The sequence below is a fragment of the Ruminococcus sp. CAG:330 genome (genome assembly GCF_000437175.1).
GTDB lineage: Bacteria > Bacillota > Clostridia > Oscillospirales > Ruminococcaceae > Ruminococcus_C.
Map to the genome: position 1 here is coordinate 1 of NZ_FR898039.1, position 19621 is coordinate 19621.

General features: G+C 56.0%; 16 protein-coding genes. 9 read left to right on the forward strand and 7 right to left on the reverse strand.

Features of this window, described 5'->3' with window-relative positions:
- Positions 1–185 (reverse strand): hypothetical protein (locus QZL66_RS04600; RefSeq protein ID WP_293601857.1); only part of this gene is annotated, 185 nt, incomplete at its 3' end.
- Positions 186–584: 399 nt separating this feature from the next.
- On the opposite strand from QZL66_RS04600, the gene QZL66_RS04605 reads away from it, so the two are divergent.
- From QZL66_RS04605 to QZL66_RS04615, 3 genes are all read left to right on the forward strand, one after another.
- On the forward strand, positions 585–1607 hold the full coding sequence (locus QZL66_RS04605; protein WP_022410569.1) for a D-alanyl-D-alanine carboxypeptidase family protein: 1023 nt from the start codon (positions 585–587) through the stop codon (positions 1605–1607).
- 191 nt (positions 1608–1798) lie between these two features.
- Positions 1799–2869 carry a branched-chain amino acid aminotransferase gene (locus QZL66_RS04610; protein WP_022410570.1) on the forward strand — a complete coding sequence of 357 codons (1071 nt, stop codon included), beginning with the start codon at positions 1799–1801 and terminating at the stop codon, positions 2867–2869.
- Positions 2870–2875: 6 nt separating this feature from the next.
- Complete coding sequence (locus QZL66_RS04615) at positions 2876–3346, forward strand: hypothetical protein (RefSeq protein ID WP_022410571.1); 471 nt, start codon at positions 2876–2878, stop codon at positions 3344–3346.
- A gap of 40 nt (positions 3347–3386) precedes the next feature.
- On the opposite strand, the gene QZL66_RS04620 is transcribed toward QZL66_RS04615, so the two are convergent.
- From QZL66_RS04620 to ppdK, 5 genes are all read right to left on the reverse strand, one after another.
- Positions 3387–3932, reverse strand: coding sequence for a peptidoglycan-binding domain-containing protein (locus QZL66_RS04620; RefSeq protein WP_022410572.1), 546 nt, complete (start codon positions 3930–3932; stop codon positions 3387–3389).
- Positions 3933–3948: 16 nt separating this feature from the next.
- Entirely contained in the window at positions 3949–5346 is a 1398-nt protein-coding gene (locus QZL66_RS04625) for a peptidoglycan-binding protein (RefSeq protein ID WP_022410573.1), read from the reverse strand.
- Positions 5347–5358: 12 nt separating this feature from the next.
- Positions 5359–6075 (reverse strand): hypothetical protein, encoded by a 717-nt coding sequence (locus QZL66_RS04630; protein WP_022410574.1) that lies wholly within the window; start codon positions 6073–6075, stop codon positions 5359–5361.
- 92 nt (positions 6076–6167) lie between these two features.
- Positions 6168–6386, reverse strand: a complete 219-nt coding sequence (locus QZL66_RS04635; RefSeq protein WP_022410575.1) for a DUF378 domain-containing protein — start codon at positions 6384–6386, stop codon at positions 6168–6170.
- A gap of 344 nt (positions 6387–6730) precedes the next feature.
- On the reverse strand, positions 6731–9367 hold the full coding sequence (gene ppdK, locus QZL66_RS04640; protein WP_022410576.1) for a pyruvate, phosphate dikinase: 2637 nt from the start codon (positions 9365–9367) through the stop codon (positions 6731–6733).
- Positions 9368–9708: 341 nt separating this feature from the next.
- Between ppdK and glmU the strand changes: the two genes are divergently transcribed.
- The 4 genes from glmU (at position 9709) to QZL66_RS04660 (ending at position 16465) form a co-directional block, all read left to right on the forward strand.
- Positions 9709–11106, forward strand: coding sequence for a bifunctional UDP-N-acetylglucosamine diphosphorylase/glucosamine-1-phosphate N-acetyltransferase GlmU (glmU, locus tag QZL66_RS04645; RefSeq protein ID WP_022410577.1), 1398 nt, complete (start codon positions 9709–9711; stop codon positions 11104–11106).
- A 94-nt stretch (positions 11107–11200) separates the two neighbouring features.
- Positions 11201–11830 carry an aminoacyl-tRNA hydrolase gene (gene pth, locus QZL66_RS04650; protein WP_022410578.1) on the forward strand — a complete coding sequence of 210 codons (630 nt, stop codon included), beginning with the start codon at positions 11201–11203 and terminating at the stop codon, positions 11828–11830.
- Positions 11831–11880: 50 nt separating this feature from the next.
- Positions 11881–15342, forward strand: coding sequence for a transcription-repair coupling factor (gene mfd, locus QZL66_RS04655; protein WP_022410579.1), 3462 nt, complete (start codon positions 11881–11883; stop codon positions 15340–15342).
- Positions 15343–15517: 175 nt separating this feature from the next.
- Positions 15518–16465, forward strand: a complete 948-nt coding sequence (locus QZL66_RS04660) for a hypothetical protein (protein WP_022410580.1) — start codon at positions 15518–15520, stop codon at positions 16463–16465.
- A 117-nt stretch (positions 16466–16582) separates the two neighbouring features.
- On the opposite strand, the gene rnhA is transcribed toward QZL66_RS04660, so the two are convergent.
- On the reverse strand, positions 16583–17023 hold the full coding sequence (gene rnhA / locus QZL66_RS04665) for a ribonuclease HI (protein WP_022410581.1): 441 nt from the start codon (positions 17021–17023) through the stop codon (positions 16583–16585).
- 301 nt (positions 17024–17324) lie between these two features.
- Between rnhA and QZL66_RS04670 the strand changes: the two genes are divergently transcribed.
- Together QZL66_RS04670 and rimP are read left to right on the forward strand one after the other, a co-directional pair.
- Entirely contained in the window at positions 17325–18785 is a 1461-nt protein-coding gene (locus tag QZL66_RS04670; protein ID WP_022410582.1) for an ABC transporter substrate-binding protein, read from the forward strand.
- 342 nt (positions 18786–19127) lie between these two features.
- Entirely contained in the window at positions 19128–19607 is a 480-nt protein-coding gene (gene rimP, locus QZL66_RS04675; protein ID WP_022410583.1) for a ribosome maturation factor RimP, read from the forward strand.
- The last annotated feature ends 14 nt before the right edge of the window (positions 19608–19621 follow it).

A 19621-nucleotide genomic window follows, 5' to 3' on the forward strand; every position in this document is an offset into this window, starting at 1 on the left:
TCGCCGGTGATGATGCCGGAGACAAAGCCGCCGCCGCCGATGTTCAGCGTGTCCCAATTCATGCTGTCTTCAATGGAGTCTGCCGCTGATGCCTGAATCGGTGTCACAGTTTTGACAGCGCCGATTCCGGTGCACAGCATTGCTGCTGCGGTCAGGACAGAGACCCACTTCTTGGTTTGCTTCATGTGAAGGATCCCCCTTTTTTGAGTTAGGCAGTCCGTACCGTGGTACACCGAAATGGTGTGGTGCGGTGCTGCTTTTACGGAAAAACATTTGCTTTTATTATAGCACGCCTTGTGCAAAATTGCAAGAATAGAATCACAACTTTTCATGTTTTTGTGCATAACGTAAGAAATCAAAGACGGCTTTTTGGTATTGTGCACAATTCGTTGAAAAAGTGACTGAGTTTCCACGAAAAGATTTGGTTACTTTGCCAAATGACACTGCGGGGAAAGTGTGGTATAATACAAGAAGTGTAACCGATTTGTAAGAATTGAGATTGTTTTCGTCAGAAAGATTACAATTTGGAAAAAAGCAGGAGAAAAAGAAACAAAGCGGGAAAGAGAAAGGAAGCGGAAGAAGTTATGGCAAAGCGATCGAAAAGCGGCGTATGGGAGCGTTTTTCCCGAACGGGAGTCATTTTGATTTTGGTATATGTGATGTGTCTGATTCTGGGATTCGCCGTGCGGCTGGTGCTTTTCTCCGACCAGAAGCACAGCAGCATCATTCCGGACAAGGTGGTGGCATCCGCAGCCGGCACCTCAAAGGCAGACGGCAGTGACGGCGGACACGAGGCAACCAACCCCAACATTCTGGAGCTCAAGACCGACCAGAAGTTTCTGGCAGTTCTGGAGGGCGGAACGGCTTCCATTACCGTGAACATGGCGACCACCGGACAGGCAAGCGCCGGCGATCTGGTGTGGAGCAGCAGCAACACCGATGTGGCAGCGGTGGACAATGAGGGCGTTGTCACCGGCGTGGCAAAGGGCAGCTGTGAGATCACCGCAGCGGTTAAGGGCAACGAGGACATCTCGGTTTCTGTTCCGGTGACGGTGCGCCAGCTGGAACAGCGGGACGGCTGCACCTATGTGGACGGCATCCTCATCGTCAACAAGACCTACAGCCTCCCGTCGGACTTCGACCCTGGTAAGCTGGATGATACGGCGGAAAAGGCGTTCGAGCAGCTTCAGGCGGACGCTGCCAAGGAGGGACTGGACATCTATATTGGTTCGGACTTCCGGAGCTACTCCTATCAGGTGGATGTCTATGAGAGCTACTGCGAGACCTACGGCTGGGAGATGGCGGATACCTTCTCGGCACGTCCCGGTTTCTCGGAGCACCAGACCGGTCTGACCATTGACTGCAACACCATTGACGATGCGTTTGGACAGACCAAGGAAGCCCAGTGGCTGGCAGAGCACTGCGCAGACTACGGCTTCATCATCCGCTTCCCCGACGGCAAGGAGGACATCACCGGCTACCAGTACGAGCCGTGGCACATCCGCTATGTGGGTGTGGATACCGCCAAGGAGATCGACCAGCTGGGTGTTTCGCTGGAGGAGTATCTGGGCGTGCAGTCGGAGTACACCGGTCCGTGGGAACACTAATTGGCTGAAATACAACAGGAAAAGAGCGCTGTGCCCATGGGGTGCGGCGCTTTTTGAATTGCGCTTCGGGAATTTTCGAAAAAAATTTCAAAAAACTATTCCAAAATGCAGAAAAGTGTGTTATAATGATAACAGAGCCGTCCAACCGCACAGCGATTTGCGGCAAAACTATCAAAAAAGAGGTTTTTGACATGGAAATCAAAAAACAATTGACGACTTGTCCGAAAGAAAAACCCAAGGATGAGAGCAAGCTGGGCTTCGGCCATATCTTCACAGACCACATGCTGGTAATGCCCTACGATGAGGGTCAGGGCTGGCACGATCCGGTGATTATGCCCTATGGTGACATCACCCTCAGCCCGTCTGCAATGTGCCTGCACTACGGTCAGACCGTATTCGAGGGTCTGAAGGCATACCGCCGTGCCGACGGCGGCGTACAGCTGTTCCGTCCGGACGAAAACTTCAAGCGTCTGAACCGTTCCAACGAGCGTCTGGTCATTCCGGAGCTGCCGGAGGAGCTGGGTCTCCAGTGTCTGAAAGAACTCATCTCTGTGGAAAAGGATTGGGTTCCGCACACAGAGGGTGCTTCCCTGTACATTCGTCCGTTTATTTTTGCAGTAGATCCGTTCCTCGGCGTACATCCGGGCGAACACTATCTGTTTATGATCATTCTCTCTCCGTCCGGCCCGTACTATGCTTCCGGTCTGGATCCGGTCAATATCTACGTAGAAAACAAGTATGTTCGTACGGTTCGCGGCGGTATGGGTTATGCCAAGACCGGCGGTAACTATGCGGCTTCTCTGCACAGTCAGGCTGATGCTTATGAGCAGGGCTATTCGCAGGTTCTGTGGCTGGACGGCGTAGAGCAGAAGTACATCGAAGAAGTTGGTGCCATGAACATCGCTTTCGTCATTGACGGCGAAGTGGTAACACCGTCTTTGGAAACCGGCTCCATTCTGTCCGGTATCACCAGAAAGTCTGCTCTGGAGCTGTGCCGCTCCAAGGGCATTCCGGTTTCGGAGCGCCGTATCACCATTCAGGAGATCGCAGATGCCTATGATGCAGGCAAGCTGACCGAAGTATTCGGCACAGGTACCGCAGCAGTCATCTCGCCGGTTGGTCACCTGAAGTGGGGCGATAAGGTGATGACCATCAACAACAACAAGATCGGCCCGATTTCTCAGATGATCTATGACACCCTGACTGGCATCCAGTGGGGCAAGATTCCGGATAAATTCGGCTGGATCGTTCCCATTGACTAAGCACACATGCTGAAAAAAATTCTCTCTCCTGAAACCTGCGCAGCCTGTCGGCTCTGCTGCGGATTTGACTGTACAGACACGTGGGAATTTCCGGTACTGCCGCAGGAAACTGTGGAAGCCATGCACCGTATGGGGGTTTCGCCGAAGCTGGTTCCGGTGGGAGAGGAGCAGACATTTGCGGCACCGCCGCTGCGGGGCGAGGAACTGTTCTTCTGTCCCATGCTCTGTGAAACAGGGTGTACCATGGGGGTGGACAAGCCGTTTGACTGCCGGATCTGGCCGTTCCGCATGATGCGGGATTTGGAGGGAGCGCTGCGGATCACCGTCGCCTCCTACTGTCCCGGCATGCAGAAGTACACGGATGCACAGCTTCGTAACTTTCTGGCGGACGGACTGGCAGCGCAGATTTTGGCGTATGCGGAAGCGCATCCCGCCCACGTGAAAGCGTGGGCGCCGGAATACCGTGTGATCTGGTAAACAAAACCGTACCTTGCGCAAGTGCAGGGTACGGTTTTTTCTATTCCGGGAAGTGCTGGTACTGCGGAAACGCCTGCGCATCCAGCGTGCTCTGGAAGATGGCGAGCATGTGATTCCATGTGGCTGGATTGACAACGCCGGTGACCGGAAGACCGGTGTGCTTCTGGAACGCCTGCACTGCCTGCTGTGTGGCGGTGTCATAGGTGCCGGAGCTGGTGAGAGCGGGCAGCGAGAAGAGGAATTGTTTCCGAATCGCCTGAAGCAGTCCCTGAATCAGATAGACACCGGAATTTTGGTCGCCCAGCGTGTAGGCGAAAATACCGTCGGGAAAGATGGAGAAGGATGCGGTGGGCGGTGCAGTGTCTGTGAGATACGCCTGCACAATGGCGTTCCATGTGGCGGTGTTGGTCACGCCGGTGGGACGCAGACTGCTTTTCTGCTGAAATTCCCGCACGGCGCTGGCGGTGTTCTCTCCGTAAACGCCGTCCGGTGTTACTGCCGGAAGGTCGTAGAAGTGCGCCAGTCCGTGTAGATAAGTTTGCAGCTCAAAGATGTGTTCCTGATGCTGCTGTTCCGTGTATGCCATGGCGTGCACCTGCCTTTCAGGAGATAATATATCCGGGGGACTGATAGGGTCGTTTGTCGTAGCCGTATCTCAAATCGGAGTACAGCCCCGTGATGGCGTTCCAGACCACTGAGCCGACTGCGCTGTTTTCCGGCAGACCGTACATCTTCTGAAAGGCGATGACGGACGCTTTGGTCATGGGACCGAAATAGCCGGTGGCATTGACAGCGCCGATTTCCGGGTAGGTCTGGTGGATGTAGGAGAGGTAGGTTTGCAGCAGCCGGACGTATTCGCTGTTCGTTCCCTCCCGCAGCACCACGCCGGGATAGAGCACCACATCGTTGACAGTGGTGTCCAGCGGTACGGATTCCACAATGCCGGCATAGGCATCGTACATGGCGTGCCATGTCTGTTCGTCAATGACGCCGGTCTGGGGCAGCCCGAACACCTTTTGCAGGGATTTCACCGAGGTTTCTGTCTGTGCGCCAAAGTAACCGGTGATCTCCACCGGCTGGATGGCAGCGTAGTATGCGCCGATGACGGCGAGGTAATACTGAGAGGTGCGGACGTTCTGCCCCTGCGCCCCGATGGCAAGCGAGCCGGTGAACTGCTTTTCCACATCGCTCTGCTGGACTCCCTCGGAGTTCAGCTCCGCCAGATGCTTGACGCTGACGAAAATATAGGCGATCTGATACCACGTTGCCTCGTTGACAATGCCCGTCGGCTCCAGCCCGAAAATTCGCTGGAACTCCATCACCGCCTCCTCTGTGGGGTAGTCGAAATCGCCGGTGACATCGCCGATTTTTGGAATGGCGGGGTAGTTGCGGGAGATGCGGTTCAGCTGCACCTGAATGGTGCGGACGGGGTCGCCGCTGTATCCCAGGGCGACATCAAAGCCGGGGTAGGACGGCGTGTAGGTGCGGACGGGGGCGTTGGAAACGATGTCGATGTTCTCCCCGTAGTAGTACGTCAGGATTTCGTAGGGGGTCATGCCCTGCTGTGCCAGCGACACTGTGCCCCACTGGGAGAGTCCGTCGCAGGTGACGGTGGTGCCGTTGCAAAAGGCGGAGAAAAGCGGTTCCACATTGCCCTGCCGCCGGATGTAGCTGTTGAACAGTTCATCCACCAGCTGTCCCACGTTTTCAAAGACCTCACGGCCGTAGGTGTATTTCTGGTCGAACTGGGTGGAACTGGTGATGTCAAAGGGGTATCCTCTGGCACGGTACCACTCGGTGTAGATGCGGTTCAGGGCAAAGGTGGTAATGACGTAGATGTTGGCACGCAGGGAGTTCTCCGGCCATGTGGGGTAGATCTCGCTGGAGGCAACGTTTTTGATGTAGTCCGGAAAGGGAACGGTGACATTGTACGCCGACTCCTCCGGTCTGCCCAGATGCACCGTAATGGTCTCCGGGATGTAGGGTTCGCCAACGGGCATAGACTGCACCTCCTAGAATCGTGGTTCGTTGTTCTGAAAGACGGTTGGCTCCGGCGGATTGTCCGGATAGGCGGGGAGGGGGGTCATGGAGAAGATCTGCCTTGAGGTGATGCCGGCAAAGACCGGCACATCCTTGCTGACCTGGGGATAATAGCCGGAGAGATAGACGCTGACATCATAGGTGCTGTACGCCTGCTGGGTTTCGTCCTTGTTCAGGGAGATGCTCGCCGGCGGGGCAGGCAGGGGAACCTTTCCGGTTTCGCCCCGGCTGTTGGTGACGGAGACGTACTTGACTTGAAGATCTGCCCCCGTGCCGGTGGAAACCAGAACGGAAACACCGGGCAGGGACATGGCGTTGCCTGCGCCGCGGGTGATCACCTGAAGCCAGCCGATGTCCTCTGGTGTGCTGTCCGGGGCAGGCGGTTCCGGAACCAGCTCCGGTTTAGGCGGAGGCGCATCCAGTTCCGGCGGCGGGGCTGCCGGCGGAAGCTGGAACTCCATGACCGGTTCTTCCGGCGCTGCCGGCTCCGGTGCGGGGGGCAGCTCCTGGGGCGGCTCTGGACTGGGAGCCAATACGGGTTCAGGTTCCGGGGCTGGACTGGGTTCCGGAACTTCCTCTGGCGGTTTCGAGGCGGGGACGGGCGGCGGTGCAGATGCCTGTGCTGCACGATAGAGGCGCATCATCTCCTCCTGATATTCCTTTGGGGTGCGTGGCGGATGGTTTGGCATAACAAGACCTCCTTGTGGAATTTGGCGTTGTTTTATTCTATGCGCCGGAATGGGGGCGTATGCAAAAAGGAGCCAAACGGCTCCTTTTCAAGCTATCGGCGCTGTGTGGCCGGTTCTGTGAGCGCCTCTCTGCGGAACAGGAAGGTCATGCACCAGACGGCGGAAATGGCAACCAGAATATAGATGGCACGGCTGATGAAAGATGCAGCGCCGCCAAACAACCATGCGACGAGGTCGAATTCAAAGATGCCGACCAGTCCCCAGTTGACACCGCCGATAATCAAAAGGATCAGTGCGATTTTATCCCACATAGGTTCCACCTCTTTTCCGTACTGCGCTGCTCGTGCTGTCCGCCGTTTGCAGCGGTACAGAGGTAGTATGCCGCAGCGGGCGCAAAATATGCGCTTTCAAAAACAACAGCACCCTCCGTCTGCGTCCAGACAAAGGGTGCTGTTTTTCTATACCAGTATTCGGGTTCCGGTATTTGGAATTGAAAAAGGGGTTGCTGCCGGATGCAGCCGACACTTGTCCGTGCCGTGCGCCTCCGGGGTCGTCATGTCTCAAAAAAGGCGGGCTTTTGAGACGGGGCGGATGGTCGGATGATATATTTCATCAGCAGCCAGCTGCTGAGAAAAAGGATTCGGAAAAAATCGGATTACTTGTTCTTGATTGCAGCCTGTGCAGCAGCCAGTCTTGCGATCGGCACACGGAACGGCGAGCAGGAAACATAGTCCAGACCGATTTCGTGGCAGAACTCAACAGATGTCGGGTCACCGCCGTGCTCACCGCAGATACCGCAGTGCAGCTTGTCGTTCACCGGCTTGCCCAGTTCGATTGCCATCTTCATCAGCTTGCCAACGCCAGTCTGATCCAGCTTAGCGAACGGATCGCTCTCGAAGATCTTAGCGTCGTAGTATGCGCCCAGGAACTTGCCTGCGTCGTCACGGGAGAAGCCGTAAGTCATCTGAGTCAGGTCGTTTGTACCGAAGCAGAAGAAGTCAGCTTCCTTTGCAATTTCGTCAGCAGTCAGAGCAGCTCTCGGGATCTCGATCATGGTACCTACTTCGTAGGTCAGGTCAGAACCAGCAGCAGCGATCTCAGCGTCAGCGGTTTCTACAACGACCTTCTTTACGAACTTCAGTTCCTTCACGTCGCCAACCAGCGGGATCATGATCTCCGGCTTAACGGTCCAATCCGGGTGATTCTTCTTTACGTTGATTGCAGCCTTGATGATTGCCTTGGTCTGCATCTCAGCGATTTCCGGATAAGTAACAGCCAGACGGCAGCCACGGTGACCCATCATCGGGTTGAACTCGTGCAGAGAAGCGATGATTGCCTTGATCTGCTCAACGGTCTTGCCCTGAGCGTCAGCCAGCTTCTTGATGTCCTCTTCTTCAGTCGGAACGAATTCGTGGAGCGGCGGATCCAGGAAACGGATGGTAACCGGGCAGCCTTCCAGTGCTTCGTACAGAGCTTCAAAGTCGCCCTGCTGCATCGGTTCGATCTTTGCCAGAGCAGCCTTTCTCTCTTCTACGGTGTCAGAGCAGATCATTTCACGGAATGCTGCGATTCTGTCAGCCTCGAAGAACATGTGCTCGGTACGGCACAGACCGATACCTTCTGCACCCAGCTCACGAGCCTTCTTTGCGTCAGCCGGAGTATCAGCGTTGGTACGAACCTTCAGGGTTCTGTACTTGTCTGCCCAGCCCATAACACGGCCGAAGGTGCCGGCGATGGAAGCGTCTACAGTCGGGATGATACCGTCGTAGATGTTACCGGTAGAACCGTCGATGGAAATGTAGTCGCCCTCGTGGAAGGTCTTGCCAGCCAGCTCGAACTTCTTGTTCTCTTCGTCCATCTTGATGTCGCCGCAGCCGGATACACAGCAGGTACCCATACCACGAGCAACAACGGCAGCGTGAGAAGTCATACCGCCACGAACTGTCAGGATACCCTGAGATGCCTTCATGCCGGTGATGTCTTCCGGAGAGGTTTCCAGACGAACCAGGATTACCTTTTCGCCCTTTTCGTTCCAAGCCTCAGCGTCGTCAGCAGTGAAGACGATCTTACCGCAGGCAGCACCCGGGGAAGCGCCCAGGCCCTTGCCCATCGGAGTAGCGGCCTTCAGAGCCTTGGCATCGAACTGCGGGTGCAGCAGGGTGTCCAGGTTTCTCGGGTCGATCATCAGAACTGCTTCTTCTTCGGTCTTGTGGCCTTCGTCTACCAGGTCGCAAGCGATCTGCAGTGCAGCCTGAGCGGTTCTCTTACCGTTACGGCACTGCAGCATGTACAGCTTCTTGTTTTCAACAGTGAATTCCATATCCTGCATGTCGTGATAGTGGTTCTCCAGAGTATCACAAACCTTGATGAATTCATCGTAAGCTTCCGGGAATTCCTGTGCCATCTGAGCGATCGGCATCGGAGTACGAACGCCGGCAACAACGTCTTCGCCCTGTGCGTTGATCAGGAACTCGCCCATCAGCTTCTTTTCACCGGTAGCCGGGTCACGGGTAAATGCAACACCGGTACCAGATTCGTTGTTCAGGTTACCGAATACCATCGGCATTACGTTAACTGCGGTACCCCAGCTGTACGGGATATCGTTGTCACGGCGATATACGTTTGCACGGGGGTTGTCCCAGCTGCGGAATACGGCTTCGATCGCCAGCTTCAGCTGCTCTACCGGGTCAGACGGGAAGTCTGTGCCCAGCTGGTTCTTGTACTCAGCCTTGAACTGCTCAGCCAGAGTCTTCAGATCAGCAGCGGTCAGGTCTACGTCGAACTTCACGCCCTTTTCTTCCTTCATCTTGTCGATGAGCTGCTCGAAGTACTTCTTGCCGACTTCCATAACAACGTCAGAGAACATCTGGATGAAACGTCTGTAGGAGTCGTATACAAAACGCTCGAAAGCCGGATCCGGATTGCCCTTGATCATTGCAGCAACAACGTCGTCGTTCAGACCGAGGTTCAGGATGGTGTCCATCATACCCGGCATAGAAGCACGTGCGCCGGAACGAACGGAAACCAGCAGCGGATTGTTCAGATCGCCGAACTTCTTGCCGTTGATCTCTTCCATCTTCTTAACGCCTTCCATGACCTGAGCCATGATTTCGTCGTTGATCTTGCGGCCATCCTCATAGTACTGTGTGCAAGCCTCAGTGGTGATGGTGAAGCCCTGCGGTACCGGAAGACCGATGCTGGTCATCTCAGCCAGGTTTGCGCCCTTGCCTCCGAGAAGGTTGCGCATGGTCATGTCGCCTTCGCTGAACATATAAACCCATTTGTTTGCCATTGGTAACTACCTCCAATATAAAATTCGATTGTATGCCCCGGCTGCTTTTCTGTCCCGTAGAAAAAGGGCGAATCTGGCAAATTCACCGCTGACAACCGGCGTACTTTTATTATAACATACTTTTCCGGAAAATACTATACATTTTTTAAAAAAATTATCCCACGGTTTTTTTGGCAAGTTATACAAAAATCACAATGCCAGAAAAAAATTTGCGAAAACACTTGCAAAAGCGTTAAGATTTTGTCATAATATAAAAAGGGATACCTGCGCCGATCACCTGCGGCGCAAAAATCAAGCATTCTGTCGATTCGAGAGGATCTGCTAATAGGAGGACAAGTATCATGAATCAAGTGGTTATTCTTGCCGGCGGACACGGCAAGCGCATGAAGGCTTCCCTGCCGAAGCCGATGCTGGAAGTGCTGGACACCCCGATGCTGGGCTGGGTCATCCGTGCCTGTGAAAAGGCCGGACTGAGCCGCATCTGTGTGGTCACGGGCTATAAGGCGCAGTATGTAGAGCTGTATCTGAACAACCGGTACCGCACAGCGCTCCAGCCGGAGCAGCTGGGAACCGGTCACGCTGTGATGCAGGCGGAGAAGTTTATGCAGGAGTTCACAGACGGCAATACGCTGGTGCTCTGCGGCGATGCGCCGTTTATGGACAGCGACACCATCTCCGGTGCGCTGCGTCTGCATGAGGAGCAGGAGAACGCCGTTACCGTCATCACCGCAGAACTGGATCAGCCCAGGGGCTACGGCAGAATTCTGCGTGGCGAAAACGGCATTGCCGCCATCGTTGAGGAAAAGGACGCCACCGAGGCACAGCGTCAGGTGCGTGAGGTCAATTCCGGCGCATACTGGTTCCGCACCAAGGCGCTGCTGGAACTGCTGGGCGGACTGTCTCAGTCCAACGCACAGGGCGAGTACTATCTGACTGATACCATTGGTCTGGCACTGGAGCGCGGCATGAAGGCAAGCGCATACCGGACGGAGAATCCGGATGTGGTGCTGGGTGCGAATACCCGCCGTGACCTGCTGCATCTGAACGAGGTGGCACGCCAGCGGATTCTAGACCGGCACATGGACAACGGTGTCAACTTCGTCTGCACGGACGGCATCATCATCGGCAACGATGTGGAGATCGGCGCAGATACCACCATCCTGCCGGGCACGATTCTGAAGGGCAAGACTAAGATCGGCGCAAAGTGCACCATCGGACCCAACTGCCTCATCGAGAACTGCACCATCGGCGAGCGTGTGACCCTGAACTATGTGCAGGCGTATGAGTCGGAGATCGAGGACGCTGTCAAGGCTGGCCCGTTCGTTCACATCCGCCCCAACACACACCTGAAAAACGGCGTGAAGATCGGCGACTTCGTTGAGGTCAAGAACTCCACCGTGGGCGAACAGACCGCCATTGCGCATCTCACCTACGTGGGCGACAGCGATGTGGGCAAGAAGGTCAACTTCGGCTGCGGTACAGTCACCGTCAACTACGACGGCATGAAGAAGCAGCGCTGCGTCATCGGCGACAACTGCTTCATCGGCTGCAACACCAATCTGGTGGCACCGGTCAAGCTGGGCAAGGGCGCTTACACCGCTGCGGGTACGACCGTTACCAAGGATGTGCCGGATTATGCACTGGCAGTAGAACGTGCCGATCTGAAGGTAAAGGAGGGCTACAGCCTCCGGAAACTGCGGGATAAGCTGTTCCCGCCGGAGGACGGCGGAAAGCGGTAAGCGTCGCTTACATGCAGGAAACAACGGAACAGAATAGAAAGGATTCATGCGGCATCGGCTTGTTCTGGTGCCGCATGAAGCAGGTTATGGAAATATGGGAATTTTTGATTTATTTCGGCAGATCGAGTCGGGCTCCGGCAGCGGCTTGCAGGGCAAGCTCACATGGCTGGTGGTCGGGCTGGGCAACATTGGTTTGGAGTACGAGAACACACGGCACAACGCCGGTTTTATGGCAGTGGAACAGCTGGCGCAGACGTGCGGCGGCGACTTCCGGCAGATGAAGTTCCGCTCGGACTGCGGCGAGGCAATGGTGGGCGGCGTGCGCTGCCTGCTGATGAAGCCCACCACCTACATGAACAACAGCGGCGAGGCAGTGGCAGCGGCGGCGAATTTCTATAAGATTCCGCCGGAGCACGTGCTGGTGATGTACGATGACATCTCTCTGGCACCGGGAAAGCTGCGCATTCGCCGCAAGGGCAGCGCCGGCGGACACAACGGTATCAAGAGCATCATCGCACTTCTGGGAACGGAGGAATTCCCCCGCATTCGTGTGGGCGTCGGGGCAAAGCCCACGCCCCAGTACGATCTGGCGGACTGGGTGCTCTCCAAATTCACCCCGGAGGAACAGACCGCTCTCCAGCCGGCACTGGAACAGGCGGCAGAGGCAGCATCGCTGATCGTACAGGATAAGATGGATCAGGCGATGAATCGCTTTAGCCACTGAGCCGGCAGAGATTGCAACACCCCATACCCAAAGGAAAAGGAGGAGCCATCATGCAGTTTTTTGCGGAAACCTTTGCCAGACTGACTGCCTATCAGGAGCTGTGCAATGCCATGGAACAGGGGATTCAGCCCATCTCCCTGACAGGCGTGGCGCAGGTTCATAAGGCGCATCTGCTGGCGGCGCTGTGCAGCATACATGCGCCGCTTCTTGCGGTGACGGCGGAGGAAGCAGAGGCACGCCGTCTTTGCGACGACATCAACACCATGCTGGATCAGACAGCAGCGTGGCAGTTCCCATCCAGAGAACTGGTTCTGACACCGGTGGAGGGCGTGACGGTATCCTACGAGCACGCACGCATTGCCGCCCTGACGGCGATGCGGCAGGGGCAGTGCCGTGTCATCATTGCGAGCATTGAGGCGCTGCTTCAGCCCACCATTGCGCCGGAAGCGCTGGAGGAGCACACGCTGGTGCTGCACTGCGGAGAACAGATCGAACGGGATGCGCTGATTCAGAAGCTCATCTTTGGCGGCTACGTGCGCAGCGAGAGCGTGTCCGGCGCCGGACAGTTCTCCGTGCGCGGCGACATTCTGGACATCTTTCCCGTGCAGTGCACCGCCCCCATTCGTCTGGAACTGTGGGGCGACGAGATCGACACCCTGACGCAGTTCGATCCGGAGACTCAGCGCCGGACACAGGCGGTGGAGGAACTCCGGATTCCGCCGGCACGGGAGACACTGTTCCAGCCGGAGGAGCTTGCCGAAAAGCTCCGTGCCCACGCTCGTTCCCTGCGTGGAAAATACGCCGAAGCGGCAAAGAAAAAGCTCTGTGACGATGCGAAGAAGATCGACGCCGGCATTGTGCCGGTCTATCTGGAAAAGTATGCGCCGCTGCTGCGGGAAAAGGCGACGCTTTTGCTGGACTACGGCGTGCAGGCGGTGCTGTTCAGCGAGTACAATGCTGTGCAGGAGATGCAGCACAGCATTCTGGAGCAGTACCGGACGGACTGTCAGCTTCTGCTGGAGGAGGGGAACCTCTGCCGAGGACTGGAGGGCTACTATCAGGATCCTGCGGAGGTCATGGCACGGCTGAAATCCCTGTTCTGTGTGTGCATGAACAACTTCCTGCAGGGCGGGGAACAGATGGAGTTCCGCAAGCTGCTCTCGGTGGATGCGATGCAGACGGCGCCGTGGGGCGGCGAACTGAGCCAGCTGGTGGAGGATTTGCAGGAGTACCTCCAGCAGGGCTATTGCGTCATGCTTTTCGCCGGCAGCGAAAAGACACTGCCCATCTTGCAGCAGGATCTGCGGGAGAGCGGCATCCGCTGCGAACTCGCCAGGGCGGACAGCGTCTGGCAGGAGGGCGTGGTCTATCTGCGCACCGGCAGCCTGTCCGGCGGCTTTGCCTATCCGGAGATCCGGACGGCGCTCATCACGCAGGCGCACGCCATGCACGCCGTTGCACGGCGCACCCCCAAGCGCAAGCGGAGCGAGGAGATCCGGTCGCTCTCGGACATCGCCGCCGGCGATCTGGTCGTTCACGCTGCCCACGGCATCGGCAAGTTCCTGGGCGTGCGCCAGATCGAGATGGACGGCGTCACCAAGGACTACATCAGCATCCAGTACGCCGGAAAGGATATGCTCTATGTGCCGGTCACGCAGCTGGATGTCATCTCCAAATACATCGGCCCGCGGGAGGATGTTCATGTCAAGCTGAACCGGCTCTCCTCGCCGGAGTGGCAGCGGACACGGAATAATGTGCGCCGTGCCGTACGGGATATGGCGGACGAACTGGTGGCGCTGTACACCAAACGGGAACAGGCAAAGGGCATCGAGTTCTATCCGGACGACGAGATCCAGCAGGACTTCGAGGCACGTTTTCCCTATATCGAAACGGAGGATCAGCTCTCCGCCATTGCGGAGATCAAGCGGGACATGGAACGCCCCCGCCCCATGGACCGGCTGCTGTGCGGCGACGTGGGCTTCGGCAAGACGGAGGTCGCCCTGCGTGCTGCTATGAAATGCGTTCTCAGCGGAAAGCAGTGCGCCATTCTTGTCCCCACCACAGTGCTCGCCATGCAGCACTTTCAGACGGCGCTGCGCCGGTTTGAGCATTTCCCCGTGAATGTGGAGATGCTCTCCCGCTTCGTGCCTCTGCGGAAGCAGCGGGAGGTGCTGGCAGGGCTGAAGAGCGGCAAAGTGGACGTTGTCATCGGCACGCACCGGCTGGTGCAGAAAGACGTGGCGTTCCATGCCCTCGGTCTGGCAATCGTGGACGAGGAACAGCGCTTCGGCGTGGCGCACAAGGAGAAGTTCAAGGAGATGTTCGCCGGCGTGGATATGCTGACGCTGTCGGCAACGCCTATTCCCCGCACGCTGAACATGGCGATGAGCGGCATTCGGGATATGTCCGTCATTGCCCAGCCGCCGCAGGACCGCTATCCGGTGCAAACCTATGTCATGGAGTACAACGACGCCGTGGTATTTCAGGCGATCCGGCGGGAGCTGAAGCGGGGCGGACAGGTGTACTACATTTACAATCGGGTGAACAGTATCGAACTGGTGGCTGCCAAGCTGCAAAGCGCTATTCCGGAGGCACGGATTCTGGTGGCGCACGGCAGAATGGGCGAGGCGGAAATGTCCGAGATCTGGCGGAAACTGGTGGAAAATGAGGCGGACATTCTGGTCTGCACCACCATCATTGAAACCGGTGTGGATGTGCCCAATGTCAACACCCTCATCATCGAGAATGCGGACTATTTCGGGCTGAGCCAGCTGTACCAGCTGCGGGGACGTGTGGGGCGCTCCAACCGCCGTGCCTACGCTTATTTCACGTTCAAGCGTGACAAGGTGCTGCGGGAGGAATCCGCCCGCCGTCTGGCGGCCATGCGGGAGTTCACCCAGTTCGGCAGCGGGTTCCAGATCGCCCTGCGGGATCTGGAGATCCGTGGCGCCGGCAGCATGCTGGGCGGACAGCAACATGGTCACATGGAGGCCGTGGGATACGAGATGTATCTGCGCCTGCTGGAGGAGGCAGTGGCAGAGGCAAAGGGCGAGCCGATTCCGGAGAAACCGGAGTGCGTTGTGGATATCCACATCGACGCCTACATCCCCAGCGCCTACATCGAGAGCCTGAACCAGCGTCTGGACATGTACCGGAAAATCGCCGTGGTTTCCAGCGAATCGGAGGAATCCGACCTGCTGGACGAACTCATCGACCGTTACGGCGAACCACCGCGGCAGGTGCTGGGACTGGTGACCGTGGCACGTCTGCGCAATACGGCTGCGAACCTCGGCATCACAGAAATCGTCCAGCGTGGCGGAAAGGTGACGTTCTGCACGGAGCAGATCACACCGGACATTATTGCTGCATTTTCCGCACAGTATCGGGGCAATGTGTCGTGGAATCTGTCGGGCAAAACCGGCATCTGCGTGACGATGGAACGTGGAACTGCACTGGATTTGATACGGGATGTTTTAGAAACTATGACGAAAGTGAGAAGAATCGGGAAGTGACGTAAAACCCAACCGAAATCTTTGTGCGATTTTTGGCAGTTTCACCGGAATTTCAATCAAGATTTAGGTAAAATGTGCATAGACAAAAGTTGAAAATCATGCTATAATAACGATATTGTTATAGAGTGGCATGGTATGTGTGTCGTGCTCTATTTCGAGGAGGAGAAATACTACGATGAAGTTTATGAGAAAACTGGTGGCAAGCGTTGCTGCGGTTACGGTTGCAGCAACATCGGTTGCAACATTTGCGTTTTCTGCATCTGCCCTGACCTATGAGAACGATGCAATCGTTTCCACAGATAAGGGACCGTACACCGCATACCTGTGCATTCAGGCCGGTGCTGACAAGCGCTCTGTAACAGACGATTATCCCAATGCGGTTGAGGAAGAGAAGAACAGCAAGGGTATCAGCTGCGCAGATGCAACCTTCACAGGTAACGGCACGTATACTGTAAGCGTTACCGTTGCAAACGGTTCCGATACCATTGAGCAGCTGATGCTGGAAACCGACATCAACTCCTATGCATTTGCACCGAAGGAAGCAGAAACCGTAAAGGGCACACTGCCGACTGGCTGCACTGTTTCCATCGTCATCAATTCTATCACAGTAAAGCAGACCTCGGGCAGCAACTATCCCATCCGGTACAACGGCGCATCCAAGGGCGCACTGTGTCAGGGTGATAACGGCTCTTCCATCCGTGTGAACATTCTGAACGCCCAGACAACACCGAAGGTTTCCGATATTTCGAACGACCTCAGCAAACAGGGCGGTCTGGCTGGCGGCGACACCGTTGAAGTTTCCTTCACTGTAAGCGGTCTGGACGCAGACGGCAACGGCGGAGAGGGCAACACTGATCCGGCTACCACTACCACTACCACCACCACCACCACTACCACCACCACTACCACCGGCGACGGCGGCTTGAGTGGCGAAAAGGGTGAAACTACTACAACCGCAGCAGGCGGCAATTCCAGCAGCGGTTCTTCGTCCGGCAACAAGTCCGGCAACAACAGCACCGCTTCTCAGACCGGCGACTTCGGTATCGCAGCAGTTGTCATTGGCAGCGTTGCAGCAGCAGCTCTGGGCGCTGGCGCTTATACCGTAACCAGAAGAAAGAAGTAAACGGCTTCCCGTCTGGTTCGAACTTTTCGACAATCTCATTTTTTCATTTTTACCCCTATATAGCGAAAAGCCCTGCCTTTCCCGGCGGGGCTTTTCGTGTGTATGCAGTGTGCTGTTTTATTGGGCGTAGATGTCCCGCTGCATGACTGCCAGCTGGTCGCAGCGCTCGTTCTCCGGATGGCCGGCGTGTCCTTTGACCCAGTGGAAAGTGACTTTGTGGCGCTCCAGCAGCGGCAGCAGCTGCTCCCAGAGATCGACGTTCAGGGCGGGCTTCTTGTCGGACTTCACCCAGCCCCGCTTTTTCCAGCCGTACACCCAGCCCTTTGTGATGCTGTCCACCACATATTTGCTGTCCGTGGTGAGCAGCACCTGACACGGCTCTTTCAGAGCGGCGAGGGCGGAGATGACGCCGGTCAGCTCCATGCGGTTGTTGGTGGTTTCGGCAGCGCCGCCGGAAAGCTCTTTTTCCGCCGTGCCGTAGCGGAGAATCGCCCCCCATCCTCCGGGGCCGGGGTTTCCGCTGCATGCGCCGTCGGTGAAGATCTGTACTGTTTTCATGAAAAACCTCCTTTTCTCTCCTGCGATGCCCGGCGGCCGGAAAGCAAGATCGTGCTGCTTTTGGACAAATCTGCCGGAGCATCGCATGCGGACTCTGCTTTCTATTATACAGGAAAACGGAACGGGAATCAACTCCAAAAAAAACCGGCAGCAATTTGTGCGAATTGCATATAACAGGATCCTTGACCAACTGTGATTTTTATGGTATAATACAAAGGAGAGAGCGCTTGCGCTGCATCTGGCGGCAGCAGGCTTTAAAATCGGAAAAGTCAATGGAAAATGAGAAAAGGAGTCTTTTCCCATGAAGAAATTAACACGTGTTTTGGCGGCACTCATGGCGCTGACCATGATGGGCACACTGGCAGCATGTGGCAGTAGCGACGATTCCAAGGCGGAGTCCTCGGCGGCAGAATCCCACTACAAAGAAAATGACGAAGTTGCGGTAGACGCTTCTCTGGTGGACGATATGGTCAAGAACGATCCGGACATCAAGGGACAGACCATCTACTGGCTGGCGGATTACGATATCAATCCGGTGAACAATCAGGACAGAAGCGTTGCCCTGACGCTGTTCGAGGATAAGTATGGCGCAAAGGTGGAATATGTTTCCTGTACCTCCGACACCAAGTTCGACACGCTGGCAAGCCGTATCCTGGGCGGCGATCCGGTGGACATGTTCCCCTATGAGTGGGACGCTGTGCCCAACGGCGTCACCAAGGATCAGTACCAGCCGCTGGACGACTACCTCGACCTGAGCGACGACATCTGGAGCGATATGTCCGATGTTATCAACATGTTTGAATATCAGGGTAAGCACTACGTTGTACCGTACTGCCTGTCTGACCCGCTGCTGATCACCTACAGCCGTTCTCTCTGCGAGGAAAACGGTCTGGATGATCCGTATGAGCTTTATAAGAAGGACAAGTGGGATTGGGACACCTTCATGGATATGATGAAGACGTTCGTTTCTAACGCCAGCAACGGCGAAACACGCTATGGCATCAACGGCTGGTTCGGTCAGGCAATGGTGCAGTCCACCGGACAGGCATTCGTTACGTATGACGGCACCAAGTTCTCCAATAATATCAATAACTCTGCCATCGAAGAGGCAGAGAACACTATGGAAGAGATCATGAAGCTGGGTATGTATGACCCGACCTGGTACGGCTACCTGCCGGATGACGGCTCGACGCTGTTCTTTGGCATGGCAGACTGGGCGCTGGGTACTTCCAACGTCAAGAACGATCCCAATCCGGAGGTCAATGACGACGGCTTTGTGGAAGAAGGCGATCTGATGATCGTGCCGTTCCCGAAGCAGCCCGGCTCGGACGAGTACTATCTGAACTGCAACTTCGGCGCAAAGATGCTGGTCAAGGGTTCGGATAAGGGCGATGCAGTTGCTGCGTACATCAAGTGCGAGCGCCTGGCAGCTATGATCGACGACTATCAGGACGCTGCCAAGGAAAAGGCAATCATCCCCCAGAAGACCGCAGCCGGCAAGCTCAAGAGCTATGTGACCGAGGAGCAGTATGATGCGCTGCAGGATTATAAGGATCCCGGCAAGATTACACAGGTATTCGATTTCGGCTACGGCATGGGCAGCAGAATGTACGGCGACGGCGAGTATACCTACGAGACCAGAGGCGTTATGAACAACCTGACCAGTGCGCTGCTGAACGGCGAGAAGGATTCCTGGGCCGTGCTGCGTGATGAGTGGGCTTCTGTGATCGATGAGGTCATCGACGGCTATAACAGCAAGTAATTGAAAACGAGTTCAAGGAGGAGCGTTTTCCGCAGCAAAAGCGGAGAAAGCTCCTTTTTTATGGGCAAACGGAGCGATGGCGGTGTCTTTTCCGTGCAGTGTGCTGAAATTTTCGGAGAATGGGACTTTTTTTCCCGGAACCTCTTGATTTTTTCCGCCTGCGGTGTTATAATAAAGACAATCATGCAGCCAAAGACCGGAACCCCACCGGTCTTTCGTTTATGTAAGAGCCTGTGATGTGTGAAACGACGCAGTCAGGCAGCCGAAAATGGTTGGCATTTGCCGCCGTTCTGCCGGTGCGGAGCGGGAGCGCAAACGCTTAGAAAAAAGGAGCAGATCAGCATGAAAATGAAAAAATTCGGCGGAACCGAACGTGTGGTCTATGACTTGGTCAAGCCCATTGCGGACGAGTTCGGCTACACCATCTGGGATGTGTGTTTTGAAAAGGAAGGCGCTTACTGGTACCTTCGGGTATTCATTGACCACCCCGACGGGATCACCATCGAAGACTGCGAAAAAATGACACGTCCGGTAAATGCGGCAGTAGATGCGGCAGACCCCATCTCTCAGGCGTATGTGCTGGAGGTCGGCTCCGCCGGACTGGAGCGGGAGTTGAACCAGCCCTGGCATTTCGAGGAAAGTCTGGGCATGGAAGTGCGTGCCCGTGCGGTTCGCCCCATTGACGGAGAACGTGAATGGATCGGCGTGCTGAAGGCGTTCGACGCAGAGCATGTGACCATTGCGCTGGAAGAGGAACAGGAAGTGACATTGGCGCTGAACGATCTGTCGTATGTGCGGCGCTATGTGGCTGTGGAATTTTAAATCAAACGGAGGAA